The sequence below is a fragment of the Candidatus Glassbacteria bacterium genome, assembly GCA_019456185.1.
In the GTDB taxonomy this organism is placed as follows: domain Bacteria; phylum Gemmatimonadota; class Glassbacteria; order GWA2-58-10; family GWA2-58-10; genus JAJRTS01.
In genome coordinates this window covers 17,012-38,215 of the sequence record VRUH01000038.1, presented here as the reverse complement: position 1 = coordinate 38,215, position 21,204 = coordinate 17,012, and the positions used below count along the sequence as shown (strand labels likewise).

The following is a 21,204-nucleotide window of genomic DNA, read 5'->3' as shown; positions in this document are numbered from 1 at the left end:
AGCGGATCCTCGGCCGGCTGGTCTGTCTTGAGATGGATCCCCTTATCCACACCCATCGCCATCGCCGTGCGGATCGCCGCCGCCGCGCCGTTGTCTCCCAGGCTGAGCGCGGTGACCTCGCCGCTGTGCTGCTCCCTTGTCAGCAGGGCCTGCTCCACCGCGAACTCATCGAACGGGTTCAGGATGAAGTTGATATCCGCGGTCTCGATCGATTTGCCGTCTCCCGCCACCTGGACGCGGGCCTCGGTGTCCGGGACCTGCTTGACGCACACATATATATTCACCTGGTGCCTCCCGTATTAGTTATCCGGCTGCTTCCAGCCCTGGAATCCGTAGTCTTTGCCGTGCCCCGGTTTCCCTGAAACCGGAAGGAAGAATAAATAATATAAAACTGGCGCCATGACAAGTTTTTACAAGGTATTGAGACCGTTCCAGTTGCAAAGGGCCCTCCGGCGCCGTCGGCACAGACGTCTCGGCCGTTCCACATGTCACGAAAGATTATCCATTCGGTAAAAAACTTGACAAAGATTGACCGGCAGGTATACAATTGATGGCCACATGAAGGGGATAACTCATTTTGCAGTAATGGATTAGGATGTATCATCCCCGCAGCCACGGAGAAACTGTTGACCTTCCAGCCTGAGACGAAAAACACCGGAAGCAGCCGCGTGTTCGAGCGCAAGGTGGTGGACGTGCACCAGGTGTTCAGCGAGGCCATGGCCTGTCACCTGGAGGACGGACGGATTGTCAACAAGGAAAAGCTGGAGCAGAGCAAGCTTAAAATCTCTGCCAGGCTGGTCAATTTAGTGGTCAGCGGAGGCGTGCTGCTTTTTGCTACCGACGGCAAGGGGATCGCCCCGAGCCACGAGGAGTTGAACGACGGCTCGGCGCTGACCGAGGAAGACCTGTTCCATCTCCTGCGCGAAACGATATACCTCATGCTCAACGAGTTGAACAAACCCGACGTCAATCTCCTGAGAGTCAGCCTGGCCAAAAGTTTCCGCGATTGCCTGCAACGGATTTTTTCGGATCAGGCGAGGAGCGACCCAGCTAAGTTCCCGGTCAAGATTTTCCAGGACTTTCACGCAGGCAGGGGCTACTTTATCGGGATCAACATGCGCAACACGCGCAGCGTGGGCGATGATATCGACCGGATCGAAGCCGATGCCGATCTGAAGCTGGAGATCATCGAGGGCCGCTCCTGCCGCCACTCCGACGGAAACCTGATGAAGCTGTTCAGCCAGGATACAACCCGCCCCGGAACAGCCGCCGGTTAGACCTCACTCCACATCCGTAACCTTGCTGACCCTGCTTAAAAAGCCGGCCTCGTATCCTCTCAGGCGTGCCACGTGATGCAGCAGCCAGGCCTGCACCCTGGCGAATGCAAGCGGAAAAGTCCGCTCGCCGACCGGGTTTTTCACCTTGAGCACCACCAGGTTTTCCCGCGGCTCGATTTCATCCAGGTCGGTTACCAGCACGACGTGGCTGCCGGCGCCGGCCATCTCGTTCGCCATCGCCAGGCAGAGTTTGACAGTCCTGCCGCCGGGGGCCAGGACTACGGCCCGGTGGCCGGGTCCCAGGACCTCGTAGGGGCCGTGACGGAACGCGCCGCCGGTAAACGCCCTGCCATGGGCCTGCGCCCCTTCCATGAATGTCAGCGCGAGCTGGCCGGCCGAGCACAGCGCCGGACCGCGGCCGATGAAATGGATACTGTCTGCGGGCATCAGGTGTTCTGCGGCGCTGATTATCGCCGGTTTATCGAGACCGCGGCCAATCGTGCCGGCGACTTTATCCAGCTCGGCCAGCTCTCCGCCGGCCATCAGATGGAGCACGGACAGGGTGTTGAGGTAGGTCTTGCTGGATATCGAGTTCTCGTCGCCGGCCTTGAGCGGCAGCACCAGCTTAGCCGCGGCGGCCATCGAGCTGTCCTCGTCGTTGACGATCACTGCTACGGGAGCGCCCTGTCCGGCAAGAGCGGCAGTGGCCTTTTTGGTTTCCGCGCTTTCGCCGGACTGGGAGATCAGCACTGACAGGGTGCCCTCAGCCGGATCAGCGTTATGGTAATGAACATACTCTCCGGCATCGACAATACTAACTCCAATTCCGGCCGAGGCGAGGCTGGAGCGGATCAGCAGGGGTGCGATCTCGCTGGTGCCCATCCCGATAAATTCCACTCGCGAATATTTTGCCAGCAACTCGCGCCAGCGGGTAAGCAGCGGCGCTCCCTCTGTGCGGTAGAACTCGATCAGGTCTGCCAGGGCTTCCGGCTGGGAGTCGGCTTCCCGGAGGAACTCGGTAAGATTTCCGTTTTCAGGCGCCATCTGATTATCCGCTTTCAATATGCTGAATGTTTAACCGCGCATGATGCAATCCAAGGCGATGAGCCAGCCATCCTCTGACATTGAAGAAGCCCACGGAGATGGGGATAATAAAGAAGATCGTCAGCACGTCGCGTTGACGGAACGCCGCACCCTCATTACCGCTAAACAGGGCTTGAGCCGATGTGAACAAGAACAGGTAAATGAAAATTATCACCGAACTTCGAAAATGATAACGCAGCAGATAAAGACTGCCTGGAATATCGGGAACCGCTAAACTGTTATCCAGCCAAAACAGCTTTGTCTTTATGATAATGTAACGCAGATATCGTGCCGGTCAACCAAAGCCGCCGGATTTGAATTCAGCTTCTGATCATATCGAGTGCAGCAGTGCCGGGGAATAAAGGTTCACCCTCTTATCAATCTGCAATGGCCATCCTGGACTCGGATTCCGCTAGAGGGAACTTTTCAGCCACGTTAACATCTGCTATATTATTCCTGAGTTATTTCGCCGAATTCAGGTCAATGCAATATTGAACCAGTCGAAACCTTAGGTCGGTTGGAAAGCTTGGGGCTATGTCCGGCAACAGTGAACTCACAAATCTGAACGAGATCGCGGGTGGTGCGGCCGCTGACAGCCGGCGGCTGTTCAGTGCCGACAACTCGGAGATCCACTCGGCCCGTGTGGCCGATGTCTACCTTCTCAAGACCCGCCAGATCCTGCGCGCCGAACACCTGGACCGCACGCCGGTAATCGCCGATATCCACGCCAGCGCGGATGGCTTATTCATCGGCGGGCAGGAGGTCCGCCGCCTGCTGGACGGGAAACAGGTCACCGTCCGGGCGCTGCCGGAGGGGGAGCGGATGGCCGCGGGTGAGACGGTCATGCAGCTCGAGGGGCCCTATGACGAGTTCGGTATCCACGAGACAGCGATTCTCGGTATACTTTCCTCGAGTTCCGGCTGGGCCACCGCCGCAGCGGAATGCGTGAGGGCCGCGGGAAACAAGCCGGTCGCCTGTTTCGCCAGCCGTCACCTGCATCCGGCGGCCGCCCCGGTGATGGAGCGCGCAGCCCTGATCGGCGGGTGCAGCAGCGCCAGCAATATCCTCGGCGCGCAACTGGCGGGCAGTCAGCCGGTGGGTACCATCCCCCACGCGCTGGTGCTGATAGTCGGCGATACTCTGGAAACGGCTGAACTGTATCTTAAGCACCTCGCCGGCAGCGGCCCGCTGGTCTGCCTGGTGGATACGTTCCGCGACGAGGCGGAGGAGTCGGTCCGCGTGGCGCGGGCACTGGGCCGGGACCTGTACGGTGTGCGGCTGGATACACCAGGCGAACTGGGAGGAGTCACGCCGGAGCTGGTGGCCAGGACCAGGGAAGGTCTGGATGGCGCCGGAGCGGGCCACGTGAAAATTTTCTGCTCCGGCGGAATGAACCCGCTGCGCATTCCGCCGCTGGCCGCGGCCGGAGCCGACGCGTTCGGGGTGGGAAGCTATATCTCCGCCGCCGACCCGATTGACATGACCATGGACCTGAAAGAAATCAGCGGCAAACCAATCGCCAAGCGTGGACGCACACCCGGCCCGGCGCAAAACTCACGGCTGGTTGAATGAATGGAATCCTGATTCGTCAGAGATGATACTTGCAACTAACAAGGCTGACACCTCGGCAATTCAGTTACATGATCTGATAATTTGGAGAGAGAGCGGAAATGGCAAAGGTTATTTTACTCATCCTCCCATTGCTTGCGGTTCAACTTGATTTTGCCTTGGCCCGGGAAACTGTAAGCTTGAGGTTCACGATCCACCAGGAAGCGGATATCTACGAGGAAAGCGACTACGGAGAACCGCCCCAGGTGGCGATCTGGCTCGAAGACGCCGAAACCGGCGCAAAGCAGACGGTCTCTGCGACATACCGCACCGCCACCGGCGATTTCTACGGTAAAGTCGAGTGCCCGATTTCGCTGCCGGCCTGGGTGATGGTCTGGCGGGAGGAAACGGGCAACGAGGGTTTCCCCACTCCGCGCCAGTCCGCTCCCGAGGCGATCACCGCCGCCACCAGCCTGGAACGGCTTGTCAGCGCATCGGCCACGGGTATCCAGCGGGGCAGGAAGCTGTTCTACTATATCGAGCTGAACGTGGCTGCGGATTTCAACGCTGCGTTTCCTCTCGAGGGCGAGAACATGCAGCTCGACTACCAGCACAACGGCCAGCCCTCGCTGATCTACCGCGGCGAGATAATCGCCGAGCCGGGCAATCTATCCACCCCGGAACCGTGGGCGCGCACCGCGCAATACCAGTTTACAGGAGAGGTTATCGAGGATTTGGAGGGTATGGAAAGCGCCCTGCAATGCTTCTCCAAGATCGAGGTCGAAGTTGTCGGTGAATGAATAACACGCACGCGGAGGACTATCAAATGATTACCAACAGGATCGACCGCAGGAATTTTTTCCGTACCTCCTCGGCTGCCGCCCTGGCTCTGGCCTCAGTCGGCATGCCGGGGATCGGACAGGGCCAGCAGGCAGAGAAACCGCTGAAAGTCGGCTTTATCGGCGTCGGGGGCAGGGGAACCGTGCTGCTGCGTCTGGCGATGCAGCTTGATTGGGTGGAAATTCCCGCGATCTGCGATATCAACGAGCGCAACCTGGGCCGCGCCCAGCGGCTGGTGGAGCGACGCGGCCAGCCGTTGCCCGCAGGCTACGGCGACGGTCCCGAGGATTTCCGCCGGATGCTCGAGGAGCGCGATGACCTCGATGCGGTGATTATCGGTACGCCGTGGGTCTGGCACGTGCCGATGTGCCTGGCCGCGATGGAGGCCGGGGTGTATACCGGCGTGGAAGTCCCCGCGGCGCAGGACATCGACGAGTGCTGGCAGTTGGTGGAAACCTGCGAGAAAACAGGTACTCCGCTGATGATGCTCGAAAACTACGCCTATTTCCGCAGCGCGATGATGGTGATGAACCTGCTGGACCAGGGCCTGTTCGGCGAACTGCTCCACTGCGCGGTGGGTTACCAGAAAGATGAGCGCGGGGTGCGGATCGGACCCAATGGCGAGCTTTCTTTCTATGCCGAGGCCAGGAGCAAGTTTGACGGTAACCTGTATCCCACCCACGCGATCGGCCCGGCCGCCTGGGCGATGGGGATCAACCGCGGGGACAGGTTCGACTACCTGGTCTCGGTCAGCTCCCGCAGCGTCCAGACCGAGAAACTTATCAAAGACAGGTTCGGACCCGATCACCCGGCGGCAAAAATCGATTTCGTCGCCGGCGATATCAACACCAGTATCATCCGCACCGCCGGAGGCAGTACGGTTACGGTCTACTACGACACCCAGTCTCCGCGCCCGTGGGACCCGATCCTCCGTTTCCAGGGCGACAAGGGTATCTTCATGGGCAGCATAGACAAGATTTACATCGAGGGGATCAGCCAGGCCAACCGGGCCTACGAGGACGCCGGACCCTACTACGAGAAGTACGACCACCCGCTGTGGAAAAAATGGGGCAGCCTCGATGTGGCCCACCTGGGACGCGGCGTGAGCGATTTTCTGGCGGTCCAGCAGTTCCTAGAGGCCGCGCGCCGTAAGGCGCCCACTCCGCTGAATGTCTACGATGCGGTGGCCTGGAGCGCGCTTACCCCGCTGTCTATCGAATCGGTGGCCCGGGGCAGCGCGCCGGCCAAATTCCCCGAATTCAGCGGGGGCAGGTGGCAAGAGAAACAGGACAGGATTTACTACGGGATTTAATCGAAAAGAATTCCTCGGAGCTTTGCGCCGAAATTAAACATCCCGATAATCCCGTAGGGGCGAACCCAAGTGTTCGCCCACCGGGGGATTGAGCTGATGTTGATCGAATTATCCCTGCAAGTACACCGTAGCCATGCCCAATGGTCGCTGATTATAAGCGAGGAAAAGGAACATCACTGGGAGAGTCAGTGCGGAAAGTAGGATTTATCGGCCTGGGCCTGATGGGCGGCCCGATGGCCAGGCGCCTGATCGATGCGGGCCTGGAAGTGGCGGTCTACAACCGGACCGCCTCCGGGACTGAAGAACACAGCAAGGCCGGGGCGCGGGTTTGTTCCTCGCCGGCGGAGCTGGCCGAGGCCTGTGAGCTGATCCTGATCTGTGTCAGCGATACGCCCGACGTGGAGGAGGTGTTGTTCGCCGCGGACGGGGTTGCCGGAGGCGCGGCGGAGGGCAGCGTGATTGTCGACCACTCGACAATCAGCCCCAGCGCCAGCCGCGTGTTCGCCGAAAAACTTCGCCGACAGGGCCTGGGGTTCGTCGACGCCCCGATCTCCGGCGGCACCAGCGGCGCGGCCCAGGGTACGCTGATGGTGATGGCCGGCGGGGAAAAGGAGCATGTGGATATCCTGCGGCCCGTGGCCGGGCACTACAGCTCGAAACTGGTCCATGTCGGCCCGGCCGGCCAGGGGCAGCTGATGAAATGCTGCAACCAGTTGGTGGCGGGCCTTCACGTGCTGGCCCTGGCAGAGGGGTTCCGGTTCGCCGAGGAAGCGGGCCTGAAGCCAGCCGACGCCCACGAGGTTATCGGCGGCGGAGCGGCCGGCAGTTTTATCTGGAACAAGTGGGGCGCGATGCTGCTGGAGCGCGACCTGAGTCCGGGGTTCAAGATCAAGCTTCACCGCAAGGACCTCCAGCTCGTACGCGCCGAGTGCGAGCGCGTGGGTCTGGAGTTGCCGGGCCTGAACGTTCTGCTGGAGCTCTACGAGAAGGCGATCGACAAGGGGTTCGGCGAGCTGGGCGACCAGGCGCTGGGCAAGCTGCTCTGAGGCAGGGGGCGTTTTGACACCCCGCCCTCGATAAAATCGTGGCACCACTTTTTTAAGGGGAATACACACCCCGCCCCCGGCTTGCCGGGGGCACCCCTCTCAAGAGGGGAATCCTGTCCGGTTTTAGTCCCCCTTAGAAAAGGGGGAGACAGGGGGTTGTGTTTTTGGGATTACCTACCAATAGGCGAAAGTTTGAATTAAAACTCCAGTTATGAAATAACTTCTAGTCTTATTCCGTATCATTCCGCCAGTAATCGGCGTGGTAATACTCGCCGTCCTTGTTCCAGACCTTGCTGACGATATCGATATCCCCGTCCCCGTCCACATCGCCCAGCCTGGCGTCGTGCCAGCCCGGGTTGTCGAGATGGATCACGAAGCAGTCAAAAGACGGGTCGGTGGAGCCATCGTTGAGCCAGATCACGCCGCGCTCCTTGAGTCCCTTGGGTTTCATCGACAGCAGCGGCTCGCGGCCGCTGTTGGTCGAGTCCTCCTGCTCCCCGGCGAAGATATCGAGGTCCCCGTCGCCGTCGAAATCAGCCACCCCCAGCGAGTGCCACGATCCGGTGCCCGGTACGTCGCCCGCCCCGGTCGGCGGGTCGGGCAGCATTTGGCGTACCCAGCCTGCGCCGCCACCAATGTTCCGGCACCAGTAGACATGGGAATTCCTTGTGTCGCAGTCGCTGTAGACTATGTCGTTCTCGCCGTCGCTGTCGATATCCGCCACCCAGCAGCGAGTGCTGGTCCCGAAGGTGGCGTGCGGAATCGGTTCATGGGGCCATTCGTGCCGTTCCCACCCGCCGCGTCCATCACCCGGATTTTCGAACCAGAATTCCGGCACCACTATGTCCAGATCACCATCGCCGTCCAGATCGCCGATGCCGTTGGGGGCGATACCGCCATGATGCCCGAAACCCTCGCTGATCACATATTGCTCCAAATCAGCCGAGGTGTCAAACCAGGCGAGGATGTCATGTTCCTTGCCGTAATAGCCATAAGTCAGGATGTCCTCGAAGCCGTCCCCGTCCACATCGCCCGCCACCACATCGTGGCGGCCTTCGGTATCGTATTCGCTGATCGGCCAGGGTTTATCTGGATTCTGGCCCAGCCCGCCGGGGTTTTTAAACCAGACCGAGTTGATTACGTAGTCAGTCAGTCCGTCACGGTCGATATCCAGCGCCTCGGCTCCCAGCGCGCGGGCCAGGTGCTCGGAGGTTCCCATCTCGTGCCGCACCCAGGTGGAATCGTCCCTGCGCTCGAACCAGTAGGCGGTCAGGGTTTCCCGGCGGGAGAGGGCGATATCCAGGTCGCCGTCGCGGTCATAGTCCGCCAGCCCGATACTGCCGGTACCATAGCCGTTGCCGGGGAGCCGGGCCGCGATATCGAAATGGGTCCAGCGCATCACCGACCCCTTCGTCCGCACCTCCGGCCCACCGCTGCCGCAGGCAGAGATCAGGCAGCAGCATAAAGCAAGCAGCGCGCCGGAGCGAACAGGCGGGCGTATCGATACCGGATTCGGACCGCGTCTTATATCGAACATATTCTGCTCCTGGTGTTATGGTAATAACAGGATTTCCGCCGCTGACACAAATTAACAGTTTGTCAGGTCATTTCAATAGTCTGCAGGCGAGCACAACATAGGCTTGCATTATCCTGATCAGGAGGATAAGCTTAAACCGTAATTAATTGAAGCGGGCGCGCACGAAGCAGGTCCGCCTGCTGCAAAGTCCGCCTGCCCGGTACAAATCACAAAAGTCAGCAAGGTACGACAGATGCTCCGCTCGCTGGTCCCGATGTTTGTTCTCGCAGCTGTTGTTACAGCCGGTGCGTTGCACGCTCAGGAGGTAGTCGATACGCTTTACTGCGACGCCGATGCCACCGTGTCGGGAACGACCGACAGGGAACTGGTTCCCGACGGCGGGCGGCAGGGTTATCTCTGCGTGGGCCGTTTCGAGCACAACCCGGTCAACGTGGCCCACCAGGCCTATCTGATGTTCGAGCTCAACGGGATCGACCCCTCATCGATCTCCGGCGCGGAACTCAGGCTCTGGAAAAGCCGCGCCCGCCAGGACAGCCTGCGTGTCCACTCAGTCGACCAGGACGCCTGGAACGAGTACGGCCTGTACTGGATCAACAAGCCGCCCGACGGCGATCTGCTGGGCAGCGTGTACGTGCATGGCGGGCAGTACAATGCGGTCGACGTTACCGGATTCGTGCAGGCCCAGAGTGACGACGCGGTCAGTTTCTGCCTCAAGGTGGATATCCGCTGGAACGCCAGCGATGTCTACTTGGGGTTCAACAGCCGCGAGGGGGGCGCCCCGCCGATGCTGGTGGTCACCCACGGCGGCCCGAAAAAGGGCGACTCCACACCCACGCCCGGCTTCCCCTCCACCAGCAGCCTGGAGCACGGGGTCTATATCGACGCCGGCGGATCGCTCACCGAATACGGCTCGATCACCGAGGCTGTCGCCGCTGTCCAGCCGGGGCAGGAGATTGTGCTGGGGCCGGGAGTCTATTACGAAACGTTCGACCTGACCCCCAGCGCTACCGCGGAGGCTCCGCTGAAGATCCGCGGCGACGGCAACCCGCGGCCGATTATCGACGGGTCCTTGAATTCCACCAGTTGGAAGAACACCGACCGCGGGCTGATCAAGGTCTCCGGCAATTTCTGGACTATCGAGCACCTCGAGGTCCGCAACGCCCATCCCTGGGCCGAGGCCGGAGCAAACAGCGGCGGCTTTTATATCTATCCCGGCAACGACTGCACGATCCGCGACTGCGCGGTCTATTACAACGGCGACGGGATATTCTGCACCTCGACCTCGGGCAACCTCACCCTGGAGTACAACGAGGTGGCCTGGAACAGTTTTCCCGGCGCTGGTTACGAGCACGGCCATTATGTCAGCGGCTGGGGATTGACAATCGTGCGTTTCTGCTATATCCACCACAACGGCGGCCAGAATTTCAAGACCCGCGCCGAGGACCTGGTGTTCGCCTATAACTACCTCCAGTCCTGCGGCAACTACCAGGTGGACATGGTCGAGGGAAGCGAGTTCACCGACCAGGACGCCCTGCTGATCGGCAACGTGATCGTTACCGACAACCAGGCCCGCACCAACGGGCAGTTCATGGTTTTCGGCCAGAACCGTCGCGGGGGCTCGCTGCTCCTGTTCAACAACACGTTTGTCCACCTCTACCCCTCGGGCAGCAGCTTCGTCCACCTCTGGTATCCGGGTACGGCGTCTGTCGGCAGTACCACGTTCGAAGCCTGGAACAATGTGTTTTATATCGCCCCGGGCGCCGGAGAGATCCAACTGCTTGACGCGGATAAGCCCACGCCGGTCAAGGGATCGAACAACTGGATATCCGATGGTGTCTCAGCCGTGCCCGCCGCGTTCACCGCCACCCTCGGCGGCGACAACCCCGGACTGGTGAATATCGAGGGCGGAGATTACCGTCCCCTGCCGGGCAGCCCGCTGGTGGATGCCGGGCTGCCCGGCGCGGACCAGGCACCCGAATTCCACTACGACCACCCCCGCGGGCAGGAACCCCGGACAGTTGCGGGCGAGGCGATCGATATCGGGGCCTACGAGTTACTGAGCGACAGCGAAGCCTACGATTTCAACCGGGACAGCAAGCTGAATATCCTGGACGTGGTTGCGCTGATTTTGTCGATAGTGCGCGGGGAAGCGGGCCTTTCGGCCGATGTCAACCGCGACGGGGCGGTGACTATCGCCGATTCGATTGCGCTGATTATCAAGCTGCGGGCTTTGTCCTGATCCAGTGTCCGGCGGCGGTTTGTCGTATTTTCGGAAAACTGGCCGGGAGAACCCCGGCGACAGGATACTGCATAAAAAAAAGTACTAACCAGTGGGGAGGAAACCATGAAAAAAATCGTGATCTCGATCTGTGCGCTGGCGATGCTGCTGATCTGGGGAGTGGCCGTCACCCAGGACAACGGCGCTGAGAAGCAGACAGCCCTTGCGGGGACAATGGGTATAGCCGCCCGTTACCCCGGCGATGAGGGGATCGGGAACGATCCGGCGGTGGTTTTCAGTGAGAATTTCGAGTCTATTACGGCCACCGATCTCAGCCAGCGCTGGACCAATGTTAACAATGGTACCGACAATTCGGTTCTTTTCATTGTCAGGGATACGACCGCACCAAGCGTGGGCAAGTACTGCCTGAGGATGACAGCGACAAAGGGGCGGAATGTGGGTGGCGATCTCTGGCAGCTGCTTGATGAAGGCTACGAGCAATTGTACGCCCGTTTTTACTGCAAGTTCGCCCCGGATGCGCCCTACGTTCATCACTTCGTCCACATGGGTGGCACAGCCAGTACTAATGAATGGCCCGCGGGCGGCGCGGGCTCCCGCCCGGAAGGTGCGGACAGGTTTTCCACGAGCATGGACCTGGCATTCCGTACTGTGACCGATCCTCCGGGCGGGTGGACTTTCTATTCCTACTGGTCCGAGATGCACAGTTGGCAAACTCCAGAGGGGGAGAGCGATGGGCGGCCCAACCCTTTTTACGGCAACCTGTTCGCGCCGGTGGAGCCGCTGCAGGCCAAACGTGACGAGTGGATGTGCGTCGAGATAATGATCAAGCTCAACGATCCCGAACTACGCAACGGCGAGCAGGCTTTCTGGATTGATGGAAAGCTTGTGGAGCGCTACGGTCCGGGCACGATCGAGGGGACATGGTTCAGGGACGTGTTCCGCCGCTCAGGGACTTTCAATACGGACCCGCAGCCGTTCGAGGGCTTCCGCTGGCGGACGACCGAAAACCTCAAGATCAACACCTTCTGGCTGCAGTATTACCTGGCCCACATATTTGAAAACGATTACAGCCCGGCCGACACGACCATACCCTACAACGACAACATCGCAAAAGTCTATTTTGACAACGTGGTGCTGGCCACCGAGTATATCGGGCCGATAGCCAGCGCTCAGAAACCGGCTTGCGACTACGACGGCGACGGCCAGGCGGGGATTCTGGACGTTATCAAACTGATCCAGCTCTGCATGGAGGAATACCCGGACGCAAGCGCGGACTACAACGGAGACGGGGTCTGCAATATCAGGGATGCCCTGGCGCTGTTGATCGATATCGCCCTTGGCAGGTGCTAGCGCTGTCAAGGGCGAGCCAGTTAAGTGCCAAACCAGAAAGGCGCACTGCAATGTGCGCCTTTTCTCTCGCATATTATCTTTAAAACACAACTGCTATCGCTGCTCTTCCACCACCTGCCACTCGTCGATAACCCCCTCGGCCAGCAACCCTGCTGCTTCGCGCTCGGCGGCCTGCTGCGTGGCGTAGGCGCCCAGGCGCACGCGGTAGAGCCTCCTTGACCCTGCCATCGACGGGGAAACGCGGGCGGGAATCCCGCGGCCGGTCAACCGCCCGGCAAGCTCCGCGGCGCGGCTGCTGTCGCCCAGGGCGGCCACCTGGATCGAAAAGTTTCCCTCTCTTCGCTCACCTTCTGCCGGCCCGCTATCCTCGCTGACAGATTCGGTTTTGGCATCCTCTTTTTCGCCGAACGCGGCGACGGTCCGCTGCCACAGCGGACGGGAGAAATAGGCCGCTGCAGCAACCACCGACACGATCATAACAATCCGCAGGTACCGCATACTGCGGCCAACCGGAGCGCGGCCGCCGGCCACCAGCCGCTGGAGCCAGTTGTGGAACCGGCTGTCGAGCGAGATATCCCGCGTAAGTCCGGCCTCCTCCATCCCCTGGCGCGCCAGACTCTCGTCACCGTCGTCCATGCCCTCCAGGCGGAACGAGTCGACGTCTTCCTGTTCGCCCCAGTCGCCGGGACGGCTGCCAAGTTTGTCGGGGAGGTCATCCGCGCTCGGGATCTGTTTCTCCTCGATTGTTTTAAACAGCCGGTTGGCCAGCGCGTCGTCGCGTTCCTTCGACCGGTAGATCCGCTCGAGCTTGCGCAGCATCCCTGCCACCTCGGTGTCATAGCCGATCTCGGCGGCGGCGAGATAGAACCGGGCCGCGTTGTCATCGGTGCGGCCGAACGAGATCAGCCGGGGGACCGCGAAGCGGATGACCTTGGCCTTGTGCCGCGGGTAGAGCTTGAGTGCGGTCAGCAGCACCCGTTCGCTCTCGAAATTGAGCTTGCGGCGCAGGGTGTATTCACGGGCCAGGATACCCACCAGCCGGTCGTCGGGACGCTCGTGGAAGCGGCGGCGAAGGCAGTTGAAACTCTTCTCCTCCAGACGGGCCTTGCGGCTGTAAGCGGAGATCAAAAACTCGGAGTAACGCTCGCGCCCGGGATCGGCGGCCAGCACGTCCTCGTAAATCGACAGCGCCTGTTCGTCCTCGATCCGCATCCCCAGCAGGATATCGCCGAACCGGGCGGCGACCCGCCGCGAGAGCTTGGCGCGCGTGGTGTTGAAAAACCAGCAGCTTTCCAGGTAGCTCAACAGGCGGCGGTAAGCGCGGATCAGCAGCCGGGGGTGGTACTCGCGGCGAATGTCGTCCAGCTCGGCGTTCAGCATCTGCCCGATCCGCCAGCGTCCCCACAGGCTCATCAGCGCGCTGACTACCGCCAGCACAGCCAGCCAGGTCACGACCATCAGCGGCCAGTCGGTATCTCCGCCGCCGATTCCCTCGTGGTACCAGCTCAGTACCCGGAACACCGCGAACAGCGATACGAACGTGCCGAAGAAAACCCTGGCGGAGACGTATTTTAGGAAGTGGGTCATTTGTTCAACGGTATCACGCAGATAAATTCGAGTGTATCATCGCCGAGATTCCGGAACTGGTGCTCGATTCGGTCGGGAACGAACGCCGCCTTGCCCGGATCCAGCGGATAACTTTCGCCGTCCATGGTCAGTTCTCCCTTGCCGCGCCAGACAAAAATCTCGTGTTCTCCTGGATGGCTGTGGCACGGCGAGTGGCCGCCGGGCTCGATCTCGATCATCCGCATGGCGAAATTCTCCGCCCCGTCGCGCTCGCCTATTATCCAGCGGATACCCGCGCCCCGGGCGCCCTCGCCGGCGAACTTTTCCAGCGGTACGTCGCGGTAGTCTGTATGTTTCATCTGGCAGTCTCCTTGTCTGTTAACGCTCAGAAATCGAGCGGATCGAACTGGGGCTGGGGAGAGTTGTCCCCGGTGCGTCCCGCTTTCTGCAATACCGCGTCCACCTGGGCCGGCAGCAGGGCCGCCCGGATCAATTCGCCGGGCGGCGTGGAGGGCGAGGGCGGCAGGCCGGAAAACGCGTCCACTTCCAGGAAGTCGATCCCGGGCGGTACGGAGAAATCAAGGCCGGCGGCGCCCTCGGTGGCCTTCAGCATGAACATCCCCCACATCGGAGCGGCCCCGCGCGACCCGGTCAGCCCGCGCATGTAGCCGTTGTCGTCGTAACGCATCTCCCGGTTATCGTCGAACCCGACCCAGCAGGCGGTGCTGATCCCGGGGGTAAACCCCACGAACCAGCTGTCGCGGTAATTGCTGGTGGTGCCGGTTTTGCCCGCGGCAGGGCGGGTGAACCCCATCCTGCGGATTACCGCTCCCGTGCCACGGTCCATCACGCCCTGCATCATGTCCACCACCTGGTAGACGAGTTGGGGGTTGGCCACCTCGCGGCCGCGGGGGATCGGGTCGAGCAGCACGTTGCCCCGGGTGTCCTCGATCCGTTTGATCGCATAGGGCTCGTAATACACTCCGCCGGTGGCGAGCACCGAGAACGCCCCGGCCATCTCCACCGGACTCACCCCGCTGGTGCCCAGGGCCAGCGACGGCGTGGGCATGATCGGACTGGTGATCCCGAAGCGCCGGGCGGTTTCGGCCACGCGCTCGGGGCCGGCCATGGTGATCAACTGCGCGGCGATCACGTTGCGGCTTTTTTCCAGCGCCTTCTTGATCGTAATCCGTCCGGCGAAATCCATCTCGAAATTGTTCGGGCTCCAGGTCTGGCCGTTGGGCAGCTCGTAGGTCACCGCCGAATCCACCAGGGTCGATGCCGGACTGAGGCCGGTTTCCTGCATGGCGGTGTAATAGACGAACGGTTTGAACGCACTGCCCGGCAGCCGGTTGGAGCTTTCGGCCCGGTTGAACTGGCTGTCCTGGTAGTTTCGTCCGCCCACCATCGCCAGAATCGCTCCGGTGCCGCTTTCCACCGCTACCAGCGCGCCCTGGGGGTAATCGCCGTTGGCGGCCCGGTCGCTGCGGGCTGCGTAGTCGGGCAGGCCGAACAGGCCGTCGAGCTGCCGCAGGTTGCCGGCCATCGCCGCCACCGCCGCGCTCTGCATGCGCTGGTCGATAGTGGTGTAGATTTTCAGTCCGCCGTAATAGAGAAACTGTTCGCCGAACTGCCTGGTTATCGTACCTTTGACATAATCCAGGAAATAGTTGCTGCGGGCCTCGGCCTCGGTGTAGTGTTTCAGCCGCAGCTCCTCCTGCTCGGCGGCCAGGCGTTCGGGGCCGCTGATCAGGCCCAGGGCCTCCATCCTGCCCAGGATCCACAGCTGACGGTTGCGGGCGCGCCCCGGGTGGGCGTAGGGGTTGTAGAGCGAGGGTCCGTTGAGCACGGCCACCATCAGCGCCGCCTCGGCAACCGTGAGCTGGTCGGCGTGCTTGGCGAAATAGACCCGGCTGGCGGCCTCGATCCCGTAGGCCCCGCTGCCGAAATACATGTTGTTGCAGTAGGCCTCCAGGATCTCGTCTTTCTCGAACATGTATTCAAGCTGGAAAGCGAGCAGGATTTCCTTGATCTTGCGCGAACTGGTCTGGGCCAGACTGAAGAAGAAATTGCGCGAAAGCTGCTGGGTCAGCGTGCTGGCCCCGCCCTCCACGCGCCCGGCGCGGATGTTGGTCCAGATCGCCCGCAGGATACCCGTTTTGCTGATGCCGGCGTGCTTGTAGAAATCGTAGTCCTCGGCGGCCAGCAGAGCGTGGCGGAAATGGGGACTGATCCGGGAGAGCGGCACCCGGTTCTTTTCGCCCATGGTCGCGATCAGCTTGCCGGTGCTGGAGTAAAATTCCGTGCGGGTGTTGAGCACCAGCTTTTCCAGTTCATCGGGGAGCTGCGGGATATCGCGCCCGACAATGATCGCCACCGCCACTCCGGCGCAGAACCCCAGCACGGCTGTGATTACGCCCAGGTAAAACAGGGATTTGATCAGTTTGTACAGCGTTTTCAAATGTGTTCCCTTTCAACGGCGGCCCGGGTAACATAAAGCTGGATGCGTTTTCACTCCCTAGTAGTCAGCAGTCAGAAGACAGAACAAATACAAAAGACAACGATAAGGAAAAAAAAGACGGTGTGCTGCATTTATGCTTTTTGCCTTTCTCCTGAGTTCTGAATACCGGCTCCTGTATTCTTGCTCTTGACTCCCAGTCAAAGCGGCAGGGTGAAAATGAACCCGCCCCCCTCCGGATCATCGGTCGCAATCGGCGGGCGGCCCGCCCGCCGGTTCATCTCGTCGACCAGATGCAGCACGGCCAGACTGCGGCCCAGTACGCGCACGGTGGTCAGACCCTGGTCGCCGCTGAGCTCGAACGCGATCTCGGTGCGCTCGCCCACCAGGTTGCGCAAGTTCACGCCCACGCGCAGGAGACGGTAGCGCCAGGCGATAAGTTCATCGTTGCTCAGCGGGATTCCGCTGCGCTGCTCGCCGGGAAGGCCGGCCCAGGCGTCGTAGAACACATCGGGAGGGTAGGGTTCGGCGGCTGAGATATCGTCCCTGTCCCGCCCGAACGGGCGCGACCCGGCTCCGCTCATGTAGAATGTCACATAGTCCGCGTCCAGTCGCCGCTCCTGGAGCACGCTGTTGGTCCCGTCAACCAGGAAAAACAGCATGTCGCCGCCCTCGAACTCGATCAGCGTGCGCTGCCAGCCCTCGAGCGAACCGATCAGCTCCAGCAGCTGCAGCGGCTCGATAATCAGGGCGCTCTGGTAGGATGGCATCCGGTTGTAGATTTCCAGGAACCGGTCGCGGGAGAGCAGCACCTGTTCGCGTTCGCGGGCCATTTGGATCAGCTGCACCAGATCGTCCACCTGCTCGTCGAGCGAGACCTGTGCCCGGCGGTCGGCCACCAGCTCGTCGAGCTGCTGCTGAACTTCCTCGCTCAGCGAGACAGTTTCCCAGATCTGGCCTGCTTCCTGACGGCCCGCGTTGTGCCAGGTCAGGTAGCGCCCGATAGAGCGTTCCACGTAATTGATACGGAACTCCAGCACCACCGCGGCCACGGTGATCCCTGCCACCAGAACCGAGAACGCCAGGCGGTACCATTGATCGACAATCAAAGTGCGGACGCTCATAATCCTGCCGTTGCCCGTTATTGCCCGTAAACGAATCGTGAACTGTTTATCGATTTCTTGTAGGGGCGGACCCATGTGTCCGCCCGGGCGCACACGCGGGAAAGCCGGCGCCCTTATTCCCCCTTAATAAAGGGGGTGCCTGCTGCAGGCAGGCGGGGGTTGTCAATCCAATCGACTAGTGATGGCTGAAACAGCGCTCGCCGGTGAATACCATCGCGATCCCGTGCTCGTTGCAGGCTTCCACGACCTCGAAATCGCGAAGCGACCCGCCGGGCTGGATAATCGCCGCGATCCCGGCTTTTGCGCAGGAGTCGATAGAGTCGCGGAAGGGGAAGAACCCGTCGCTGGCCAGCACCGTGCCGTTAAGCGAGTCCGCGCCGTGGTAGCTTTCAGCCTTGGCCACGGCCTGCTCCACCGCGCCCACCCGGTCCTGCTGGCCCGTGCCCACCGCGATTGTCCGGCCCTCGTGGGCGATCACCACGCCGTTGGAGCGGACGTTGAAATTGACGTACCAGGCGAACAGGACGTCGAGGGCCTGGGAGGCCGAAAGCTCGTGTCGGCAGATTATTTCCTGTTCTTCCTTGTTGGTTGCCCTCGCCGGCAGCAGGTCACTCTCGCCGCGAATCGAGCTGAGAAAAGGCTCGGCTGCCACCAGGGCGCCATCGCCCAGCACCTTGATCTCCAGCACCCCGCCGGTGTCGTCGCCCTCGAACCGGGGCAGCCTGTCCAGCGGGCCGCATTGCAGGACGCGGATATGACGGTTGCGCCTGAAACGCCCGAAGTCCTCGAACACCGCCGCGGCTCCCTCCTCGTAGGCCGGGGCCACCACGCCCTCGACTATCGTAGCCATGATCTCCTCGGCGGTGGCCACGCCCAGCGGAGTGTTGAACGCCACCACGCTGCCGAACGCGGCCCGGCTGTCGCAGTCGCGCGCTTTTTTGTAGACCTCCAGCTGGTCCTCGTTCTCGTGCTGCGCCGCGGCGCCCGAGGGGTTGAGGTGTTTCATTACCGCGCAGGCGGGCCGCTCGAAATATTTGACGATCCCCAGCGCGTGGTGGATATCCTCGAGATTGGTCTGGCTCAGGCCGCCCTTGCCGCTCTTGAGCATCTCCATCGCGCCGATTACGCCCCCGAGTTTGTCGCTTTTGGGGCGGTAGAACGCCGCGCCCTGGTTGGGGTTGGTGCCGTAGCGCAGGTCCTCGATTTTTTCATACGACGTACCCAGCACCTCGAAGCCGCCGGGGAATTTCTTCCCGCTGCCGGTGAAATACATTTTGGACATTTTTTCGGCCATTATTCACTCCTATTCGATTATTCCAGCTGTCTTTAATTCAAGCTCGATCTTTTCAAATTGCTCATTTATAACTTTTATAAACTCTATCCTGTCAATACCATCAAGGTCTGAAGGTACTTTTGTGTTTTCTTTAAGCAATATGGAAACATTTTCCCGGCCAATTTTAGCAAAAAACCAACCCAATTCTAAAATCACGTTTGGTCTAGCTTCATAGTATTCTTCATTTTCGTTTACTGTGAAATCGTCAGGGGTAAATAAAGCAAAAGCGTATCCAACTCCTTCTGCCTCTTCTTCCAGTTTTACGATCAGAGGTCTACTCTTTTTTGGTTTGTCTTTCAATATTACAACTTCTAAATCAAATCTGTCTTTTAACAATTTCTCAAGATTGCCTAAGTTGGCATAATCGTGGCCATGAATAATGAATACCTTTTTTCCCGTTTTTGTTATATCAGAAGTATTTGAAGCAGCTGCAACACTTCTTTTTGCTTTGGATTTCATACCATCACTATAAGTTTCTATATCGGCGATTGCATTTTTAAGGAAATCTTTGAAACTGCTTATAGTCACTTTGTAATCTAGATAGCCAACGTCACTATCTTTAGGTATTTGCATAATAGCAACAAATTCTGCAAAAAAGCGTCTTTGTAAGTGGCCATTTAGTATAGTTTTAGTTTCTTCATACCATGCGAATATCTTTTCAATGCTTTCCAGATCGAAGAATGCATTTTTATCGACTTTGCATTCTGAATCGAGATTAACAAGTTTTTCCAACTGTTTAGATAATAATTCCGTAATATCGGCCATTGTTATAACTCCTATTCTAACACCAGCGCCCAGTCACCCTCTGTGGGGGTGCTGAAACTCACCTTGCCAACCTCTACCGCCCCGGCCTGCGTGCGCTCGCCCGTGCGCGGATCGATCCAGTTAGCGGCAAGCGCGCTGCCGGTCACCTCAACAGTAACTTCACCGCCTTCCGGCAGGTAAACCAGGTAATGCTCACCGGGCTGCACCAGGCAAAAGCCCCGCGAGACCAGCGAATTATCTGGCTCCATCTCATCCAGCGGCAGGGCCTCCATGGTGCGGCGGACGATATCAGCATACCCCCAGGTTTCTTCCCAGAGGGCGAACTCTGCGGTCATCGGCTCGTCGTTATTCTTGTTGAACACCTGGTAGCTGCCCCCCGCGGCTGCGATCGCCCACATCCCCCTGCGCGCGGTTTCGGCCTCCTCGGGCGCGAGCGGGGTCCACTCGATCAGCGAGGCGGGCAGGGGCCGCCCGGCGGCTTCGGTCTGGTCGCGGAGGTGGCGGACCATCGCGTTGATCGAGTCCGGCGCGGTCCGGTTGAACTGCATGGCTGTGGTGCCGAAATTGGGGTCGCCGGCCAGCTTGAACTCGTCGTTCGAGAGCTGGTGGACTGTCACCGGGTGGCCCAGCGGGTCGTGGCGCACAAACATCGCCGCCCGCGAGGAGCACCACTGTTCGGTGAAGCACTCGTCGAACTCCTCGGCCAGGTTCCAGACAATCCCGCTGAAACTGCCGAACCGGGCGCAGAGGTAGCGGATCAGCAGCTCTTCCTGTTCGGCGGTGATCGCATCGCTGATCTGGCAGCAGTCGTCGAGGTAGAGCACGATATGGGCCGTCATCCCGTGGCTGTCGAGCCGGCGGACCACGCCCTCGAGCCGGTTCATGAACAGCAGGCAGATATTGTCGAACTCGGGCTTGTCGAACCCGCCCATCCAGGGGGTGACTTTCATCTCCGCGGTCCCGTCGCCCGGCCCGGCGTTGGTCACGCCGAAGTAGAGGCTGTTGACACCCTTGGCGGCGAGGTAGTCTATCCCCTCGTAGCGCTGCTGCTGGGTAATAAACTTGTCGGCCAGGAAGCACTCCGGGTCGTCGGCCCCCGACTCGAAAAAGACCGTGCCGTCGGCCCAGTGCAGCCAGCGCGGGCGCCGGGGGTCATAGCGCAGTGGGCCGCGGTTGGCGCTCGGGGTGACCGTGAACTCTCCGGCCTGGCCGTCGAGCGCGTCGCGGTTGCTCTCGGTGCGCCAGCGCCACGCGCCTGTTTCACCGGGGGCGAAGCGCAGCTTGAACACGTCGCCGGTGACACCGCCGGCCCCGTCGCCGTCGTAGAACCCCTCTACCCGGTGCTCCGTGCCGGACGGCGCGGTAAATACGCCGTGGAGCTCGACTTCCAGGAACGGGTTGCTCCAGCCGGAGGCATTAAAGCTCAGCTCGAAAATAGCCCACTGCCCGACCAGGCCGGGCTGCGGAGGAAAACCGAACAGGGGAGCGGCTGCAAGCAGCAGAAGGGGCATCAGCTTTTTCATCGGTGTCTCCAGCGGAATTATCGGTGGGTCCGGGCTTCCGGACCGGTATACTCGCTGCCGGTCCGCAGGGTACGCCTGTCAAGTTAAGTAATAACCGCTGGTCAGTCAATTGGTTCCGGGGACGGTTTGGGGGGATTTCCGGCTTGTCCCGGTTGTTTTAATTCAATCCTGATATTAGGTTTGCTTGCAGTCGAAAAAAACTC

General features: G+C 60.4%; 17 protein-coding genes. 7 read left to right on the top strand and 10 right to left on the bottom strand.

The window, feature by feature from the left end; translation table 11 throughout:
* On the bottom strand, positions 1-284 hold a 284-nt coding region (locus FVQ81_12920; protein MBW7997450.1), incomplete at its 3' end, for an electron transfer flavoprotein subunit beta.
* Between the two features lie 342 nt (positions 285-626).
* Between FVQ81_12920 and FVQ81_12915 the strand changes: the two genes are divergently transcribed.
* Positions 627-1,277, top strand: a complete 651-nt coding sequence (locus tag FVQ81_12915; protein ID MBW7997449.1) for a hypothetical protein — start codon at positions 627-629, stop codon at positions 1,275-1,277.
* Between the two features lie 3 nt (positions 1,278-1,280).
* On the opposite strand, the gene FVQ81_12910 is transcribed toward FVQ81_12915, so the two are convergent.
* Positions 1,281-2,321 carry an SIS domain-containing protein gene (locus FVQ81_12910; protein MBW7997448.1) on the bottom strand — a complete coding sequence of 347 codons (1,041 nt, stop codon included), beginning with the start codon at positions 2,319-2,321 and terminating at the stop codon, positions 1,281-1,283.
* A 573-nt stretch (positions 2,322-2,894) separates the two neighbouring features.
* Between FVQ81_12910 and FVQ81_12905 the strand changes: the two genes are divergently transcribed.
* From FVQ81_12905 to FVQ81_12890, 4 genes are all read left to right on the top strand, one after another.
* Complete coding sequence (locus FVQ81_12905) at positions 2,895-3,932, top strand: nicotinate phosphoribosyltransferase (GenBank protein MBW7997447.1); 1,038 nt, start codon at positions 2,895-2,897, stop codon at positions 3,930-3,932.
* Positions 3,933-4,108: 176 nt separating this feature from the next.
* Entirely contained in the window at positions 4,109-4,708 is a 600-nt protein-coding gene (locus tag FVQ81_12900) for a hypothetical protein (GenBank protein ID MBW7997446.1), read from the top strand.
* Positions 4,705-6,060, top strand: coding sequence for a Gfo/Idh/MocA family oxidoreductase (locus FVQ81_12895; GenBank protein MBW7997445.1), 1,356 nt, complete (start codon positions 4,705-4,707; stop codon positions 6,058-6,060). The genes FVQ81_12900 and FVQ81_12895 overlap by 4 nt, the downstream gene beginning before the upstream one ends.
* A 140-nt stretch (positions 6,061-6,200) precedes the next feature.
* Positions 6,201-7,106: an NAD(P)-dependent oxidoreductase gene (locus FVQ81_12890; GenBank protein MBW7997444.1), complete on the top strand. Its 906-nt coding sequence runs from the start codon at positions 6,201-6,203 to the stop codon at positions 7,104-7,106.
* A gap of 229 nt (positions 7,107-7,335) precedes the next feature.
* Here FVQ81_12890 and FVQ81_12885 read toward each other — a convergent pair whose 3' ends face one another.
* Positions 7,336-8,643, bottom strand: coding sequence for a VCBS repeat-containing protein (locus tag FVQ81_12885; protein MBW7997443.1), 1,308 nt, complete (start codon positions 8,641-8,643; stop codon positions 7,336-7,338).
* Between the two features lie 232 nt (positions 8,644-8,875).
* On the opposite strand from FVQ81_12885, the gene FVQ81_12880 reads away from it, so the two are divergent.
* The gene (locus FVQ81_12880; GenBank protein MBW7997442.1) at positions 8,876-10,882 is read left to right on the top strand and encodes a DNRLRE domain-containing protein; all 2,007 of its coding nucleotides are present in this window, start codon (positions 8,876-8,878) and stop codon (positions 10,880-10,882) included.
* 105 nt (positions 10,883-10,987) lie between these two features.
* Positions 10,988-12,232, top strand: a complete 1,245-nt coding sequence (locus FVQ81_12875; GenBank protein MBW7997441.1) for a hypothetical protein — start codon at positions 10,988-10,990, stop codon at positions 12,230-12,232.
* Between the two features lie 93 nt (positions 12,233-12,325).
* Here the strand turns inward: FVQ81_12875 and FVQ81_12870 are convergent, their stop codons facing one another.
* The 7 genes from FVQ81_12870 to FVQ81_12840 form a co-directional block, all read right to left on the bottom strand.
* Positions 12,326-13,819 carry an SPOR domain-containing protein gene (locus FVQ81_12870; GenBank protein ID MBW7997440.1) on the bottom strand — a complete coding sequence of 498 codons (1,494 nt, stop codon included), beginning with the start codon at positions 13,817-13,819 and terminating at the stop codon, positions 12,326-12,328.
* Positions 13,816-14,157 (bottom strand): cupin domain-containing protein, encoded by a 342-nt coding sequence (locus FVQ81_12865; protein ID MBW7997439.1) that lies wholly within the window; start codon positions 14,155-14,157, stop codon positions 13,816-13,818. The genes FVQ81_12870 and FVQ81_12865 overlap by 4 nt, the downstream gene beginning before the upstream one ends.
* Before the next feature lie 26 nt (positions 14,158-14,183).
* Entirely contained in the window at positions 14,184-16,259 is a 2,076-nt protein-coding gene (locus tag FVQ81_12860; protein ID MBW7997438.1) for a PBP1A family penicillin-binding protein, read from the bottom strand.
* Positions 16,260-16,456: 197 nt separating this feature from the next.
* Positions 16,457-17,380: a hypothetical protein gene (locus tag FVQ81_12855; GenBank protein MBW7997437.1), complete on the bottom strand. Its 924-nt coding sequence runs from the start codon at positions 17,378-17,380 to the stop codon at positions 16,457-16,459.
* 175 nt (positions 17,381-17,555) lie between these two features.
* The gene (locus tag FVQ81_12850; protein MBW7997436.1) at positions 17,556-18,674 is read right to left on the bottom strand and encodes an IMP cyclohydrolase; all 1,119 of its coding nucleotides are present in this window, start codon (positions 18,672-18,674) and stop codon (positions 17,556-17,558) included.
* A 9-nt stretch (positions 18,675-18,683) separates the two neighbouring features.
* Positions 18,684-19,478 carry a hypothetical protein gene (locus tag FVQ81_12845; protein ID MBW7997435.1) on the bottom strand — a complete coding sequence of 265 codons (795 nt, stop codon included), beginning with the start codon at positions 19,476-19,478 and terminating at the stop codon, positions 18,684-18,686.
* An 11-nt stretch (positions 19,479-19,489) separates the two neighbouring features.
* Positions 19,490-21,001: a DUF5060 domain-containing protein gene (locus FVQ81_12840; GenBank protein MBW7997434.1), complete on the bottom strand. Its 1,512-nt coding sequence runs from the start codon at positions 20,999-21,001 to the stop codon at positions 19,490-19,492.
* Positions 21,002-21,204 lie beyond the last annotated feature (203 nt).